This window comes from Mesorhizobium sp. M4B.F.Ca.ET.089.01.1.1 (genome assembly GCF_004022605.1).
In the GTDB taxonomy this organism is placed as follows: domain Bacteria; phylum Pseudomonadota; class Alphaproteobacteria; order Rhizobiales; family Rhizobiaceae; genus Mesorhizobium; species Mesorhizobium abyssinicae.
Genome location: NZ_RZOS01000421.1, coordinates 1 through 4,905, shown reverse-complemented (window position 1 = coordinate 4,905; position 4,905 = coordinate 1). Strand labels below are relative to the sequence as shown.

5 protein-coding genes are annotated in these 4,905 nt (G+C 63.4%); 1 reads left to right on the top strand and 4 read right to left on the bottom strand.

Going from position 1 to position 4,905, the window contains the following annotated elements:
• Window positions 1-191: 191 nt before the first annotated feature.
• From rimO to EN780_RS27475, 3 genes are all read right to left on the bottom strand, one after another.
• Entirely contained in the window at window positions 192-1,505 is a 1,314-nt protein-coding gene (gene rimO / locus EN780_RS27485; protein ID WP_128275869.1) for a 30S ribosomal protein S12 methylthiotransferase RimO, read from the bottom strand.
• A 130-nt stretch (window positions 1,506-1,635) separates the two neighbouring features.
• Entirely contained in the window at window positions 1,636-2,295 is a 660-nt protein-coding gene (locus tag EN780_RS27480) for a TerC family protein (protein WP_128275868.1), read from the bottom strand.
• Between the two features lie 192 nt (window positions 2,296-2,487).
• Window positions 2,488-2,895, bottom strand: coding sequence for a DUF930 domain-containing protein (locus tag EN780_RS27475; protein ID WP_128275867.1), 408 nt, complete (start codon window positions 2,893-2,895; stop codon window positions 2,488-2,490).
• Between the two features lie 180 nt (window positions 2,896-3,075).
• On the opposite strand from EN780_RS27475, the gene EN780_RS27470 reads away from it, so the two are divergent.
• Complete coding sequence (locus EN780_RS27470) at window positions 3,076-3,600, top strand: OmpA family protein (protein WP_128275866.1); 525 nt, start codon at window positions 3,076-3,078, stop codon at window positions 3,598-3,600.
• A gap of 14 nt (window positions 3,601-3,614) precedes the next feature.
• Here the strand turns inward: EN780_RS27470 and EN780_RS27465 are convergent.
• On the bottom strand, window positions 3,615-4,905 hold a 1,291-nt coding region (locus tag EN780_RS27465), incomplete at its 5' end, for a caspase family protein (RefSeq protein ID WP_133372735.1).

Sequence of the window (4,905 nt, the reverse complement as noted above, 5' to 3'; positions counted from 1 at the left end):
GAATACAACGGCAAGCGCCGCCGCCAGCCGCAACAGGTCCAGCGTCGCGATATAGTCCTGCCGTGCCGGTCTGGCGTCCATGCGACCCTCGCATCTACGGTCCGGAACGCATAGCGCGGATCGCGATGGAACGGGATACGGAGGCCGGACCTATCGCAAGTTGTAGTAAATGCGGCGAATTCGAAACGCGGTCAGACCGCAGAGCCGTAAAGATCGTAGGCGTCGGCGCGATCGACCTTGACGGTGACGATGTCGCCGGCGCGCAGCGGGCGGCGCGACTGGATGTGCACCGAGCCGTCGATCTCCGGCGCGTCATATTTGGTGCGGCCCTTGGCCGACGTGCCATGCGCCTCGTCGATCAGCACCGGCAGGCGCTTGCCGACCTTCCTGGCGAGCTGCGTGGCCGAGATCTTCTGCTGGCGCTGCATGAAACGATGCCAGCGCGCCTCCTTGATCTCCTGCGGCACTTGCTCGAGACCGAGATCGTTGGAGCGGGCGCCCTTGACCGGCTCGTATTTGAAGCAGCCGGCGCGGTCGATCTTGGCCTCGTCCAGCCAGTCGAGCAGCATTTCGAAATCCTCGTCGGTCTCGCCGGGGAAGCCGACGATGAAGGTCGAGCGGATGGCGAGATCCGGGCACACCTCGCGCCAGCCGCGGATGCGCTCAAGCGTCTTTTCGCCATGCGCGGGGCGGCGCATGTTCTTCAGCACCTGCGGCGAGGCATGCTGGAACGGGATGTCGAGATAGGGAAGGATCTTGCCCTCCGCCATCAGCGGAATGACGTCGGCGACATGCGGGTAGGGATAGACATAGTGCATGCGTATCCAGATGCCGAGCTTGCCGAGTTCTTCGGCCAGGTCGAGGAACTTCGCCTTGACCTCGCGGTCGCCGAACATGCTGGTCTGGTACTTGATGTCGATGCCGTAGGCGCTGGTGTCCTGCGAGATGACGAGGATCTCCTTGACGCCGGCCTTGGCAAGCTTCTCGGCCTCGCGCAACACGTCTGCAGCCGGCCGTGAAACGAGATCGCCGCGCAGCGCCGGGATGATGCAGAAAGTGCAGCGGTTGTTGCAGCCCTCGGAGATCTTCAGGTAGGCGTAGTGGCGCGGCGTGAGCTTCACGCCTTGCGGCGGCAAAAGGTCGATGTAGGGGTCGTGGCTGGGCGGCGCCGCCTCGTGCACCGCCGCCATGACGCTCTCATAGGCTTGCGGTCCGGTGATGGCGAGAACGTTGGGATGCTTCTCGCGGATCACCTCCGGTTCGGCGCCGAGGCAGCCGGTGACGATGACGCGGCCGTTCTCGGACAGCGCCGAGCCGATGGCGTTGAGCGACTCGTCGCGGGCGGAATCGAGGAAGCCGCAGGTGTTGACCACGACAAGATCAGCGCCGTCATGCTTGCGGGCGATCTCATAGCCTTCGGCACGCAGCCGCGTGATGATGCGCTCGGAATCGACGAGCGCCTTCGGGCATCCAAGACTGACGAAACTGACGCGAGGGGCAGACATAAGGTTTTCCGGGCTTTTCGGGATCGGCGGGCGCAATACCACACTAATTGCGGCATTGGTATGGGCTGGCCCGCCCTGCGGCAAAACGCATTGCGCCGGCCCCAGTCCCGGCCATGACGGATATTAAACGTCAGCCCACCGCGTTGTTCACATGCGGCCACACTTCCAACACGCCCCGATAGACCATGTCGACCGCCACATAGAAGATGATCGCCAGGCCGACATAGGCGATCCAGCGATAACGATGCAGCAGCCTGGCGATAAAGCTTGCCGCAAGGCCCATCAGGCCGATCGAAAGCACGAGGCCGATGACCAGCACCCAGAAATGGTCGCGCGCCGCGCCGGCGACCGCCAGCACGTTGTCCAGCGACATCGACACGTCGGCGACGACGATCTGCAATGCCGCCTGGCCAAGGGTCTTGCGCGGCGCCTTGCCGGCGATCTTGCTGTCGCTGTCGAAGTCGGTGTTGGACAGCGCCTCCGTGGCCTCCTCCTCGTCGGCATGGGAGGTGCGCAGCTCGCGGTACATCTTCCAGCACACCCAGAGCAGCAGGATGCCGCCGGCCAAGAGCAGGCCGACGATCGCGAGCAGCTTGACGGTGACCGCGGCGAACAGGATGCGCAGCACCGTTGCCGCCAGGACGCCGATCAGGATTGCCTTCTTGCGCTGCTCGGTGGGCAGACCTGCGGCCGCCAGCCCGATGACGATCGCATTGTCGCCGGCCAGCACGAGATCGATGGCAATGACCTGGAGAAGGGCGGTCAGGCTTGCGGCGCTGAAAATGTCCATCGACTGGAGGCCCTTTGCTGTTCGCCGAGTGTCGGTCGTCGAATTTCCAGACGCCCTAACGTGTATGGTTCGTGCACGTCAAGTCACTGCCCGGAACAAGGTCGGCAAGGCGGTTTCTTTCGGCAAGCGGCTGATCGGTCGGCGATCGGGATCGCAGGGTCGCCGAGAGGCTGGTGCAAGTGCACCGCTGCCTCAGTCGTAGAGGTTGTACTTCGCCCAATCGGTTTCCGGGATCTCGTCGCCGATCCGGTAACGCAACTGCAGAACCTGCATATGGTCGGGCGCGGTCTGGCACTTGAACTTCAGCCGGTACCACTGCCCCTTGCTGCGAAAGGCCGCGCCTGGACTTCTGATGGCGTCGGCGCTCATCTCCGGCGTGGCAAATGCGTAGGCGACCACCAGGTCCGCTTTGAAGTTCTTATCGTCATGGGTGATCCGGTCGAGCACTTCGGCATCGCATCGCTGTTCGAGCCGCGTCTGTGGATCAAGTTTCAGGAGACCGGCGCGCAACGCATTGTCCATCGCCTTGGCCGGCCAAGCCAGCGTCAGGGACGCCAGAACCAAGAGGCAGAGCTTTTTCATGGGCGCGACAAGCAACATATTTTGTCTGAGAAATCAACCAGACAGGGGTTAGGGGCAGCGTCGAACGGCGGGCGCGATCTTCGCCCGCTACCGCGGTATTTGGGCCTTTTTGCCTGTATGTGAGATGCGTCACATCGTCCGGTCATCCGTTGCGGGACAGTGTGGTTTCGATCCGTGACGGCGATACCGGAGGCGGCCATGCGCGCGACCATCTCTCTCCTCGTTCTGGCGGCGGCGCTGATGCCTTCGATCTCGCTTGCCGGACCGGCGCAATCGTCGGAAGACATCATCAAGTTCTTCGCCAGCACAGCCCATCTCGGCCAGTCGCGCGGCATATGCGTCGGCGCTGAAGCCGAATGCGACGGCAAGGCGGACGCGCCGGCGGCGGCCGGGCTGGACATGCTGATCAATTTCAACCTCGATTCCGCCGAACTCATGCCGGACGCGCAAGCCAAGCTCGGCGAATTCGCGAAGGCGCTGAAGGACAATCGTCTGAAGGCCCAGAGCTTCGTCGTCGAAGGCTATACCGACGCCTCCGGCTCGCCCGCCTACAATAAAGGGCTTTCGGAACGCCGTGCCGAGTCGGTGACCGCATTCCTGCTGTCGAACGGCATCGAGGCGTCGCGCGTCACGCCCGTTGGTCTTGGTGCAACGCATCCGCGGGTCGCCAATCCGTACGATCCGGTCAACCGCCGCGTCGAGATGCGCATAAACGCTCAATAGATATTGTGGCGCCGCTAGAACACGCCGCCGATGCCGATCCCGCCACTGATGTCAGGGGGAGGGGCAGCCGGCCGCGAGGATTGCGGTTTCGAGGACCTTGCCGCCTTCCGGCCAGTCGCCTTGCCTCGCTCGGGCGCCGTGTCGGACGAGATCCTGGCCGGCTTGGCCTTCTGCACGACGACCGGATCCTTGCACACCCGGCCCGACTGCAAGAACAGGTCGCTCAGGAGCTCGACGGTGGGTTCGGTCGTCGACGCGATCCGCCTGGTGTTCCTGTAGTAGCTGGTGAGGGCGCGGACGGAACCCTTGCCCCAATTCCCGTCGACGGTGGCGCGGTAACAGCCCAATCGGCGCAGCTCCGTCTGGATGCTGCGCGCCAGGTCTGTCGCCTTTTCCTCGTCCGGCTCGCCGGCCGACTTGCCGACGATCAGCGTTTCGAGGCCGGAGACAACGCTTTGCTTGGCGCCTTCGAGGCTCGCGACCTGCGTGCCGGCAGGCCTGGCCGAGGGGCCTGCCGGCGGCGTGATCTCGACCGATCGCAATGTCTGCCCGACGATGATCACAGCCGTCTGAAGGTCGTTGGAAGCAAGCTCGACCTGCAGTTTTTCCTTTGCGACCGGATCCGACAGGATACGCGAAAGGCTGGCGCTCAATTGGGCCGGATCGAGCACCTGCTGCTCGGTGAAATAGAACTGCTCCCGCAGATTCGACTGATCCCAAGGCACCTGACGGCCGAGCGTGAGCGTCTCGGTCTCGTTGCGCACGCGGATCATCATGTCGGAAATGCTGAGCCCCGGGATTTCGACATTCTGCAGCAGCGCCGTGGTAAAGGGGCTGTTGTCGCCGGCTCCGTCAACCGTGGTGTTACCGGGCTGGGTGGCAAAGGCGACAAAAGTATTCTCCCCCACTTCGACCTGCGCCAGACCGTCGGCGACGCTGGCACCTTTGCCCACCGGGTTGTTCCGGCAGGCGTCGAGGAAGATGAAGGTCTGCCGCTCACGGCTGGCAAATTTCGCGATCACATCATTGAGCCTGATGGCGCGCGCGGTCAGCTGCTCCAGGTTCTGCGCGTCGGGCGTGTCGACCGGCAACAGAAAGTTCTCGCCCTGAAGCTGCACGCCGTGACCGGCGTAAAAGATAAGCACCGCGCTGGCGGTCGCGAGTTTGGCGTCGGCTTGCTGAAAGATTTGTGCAAACCCGTCGGACGAAAGATCAGTTCCGGTCAGCACGTCGAAGTTCAGCCTTTTCAGGCTCTCGGAAAGTCTTCTGGCGTCGTTATCAGCATTGGCGAGATGGGGGAGGCGG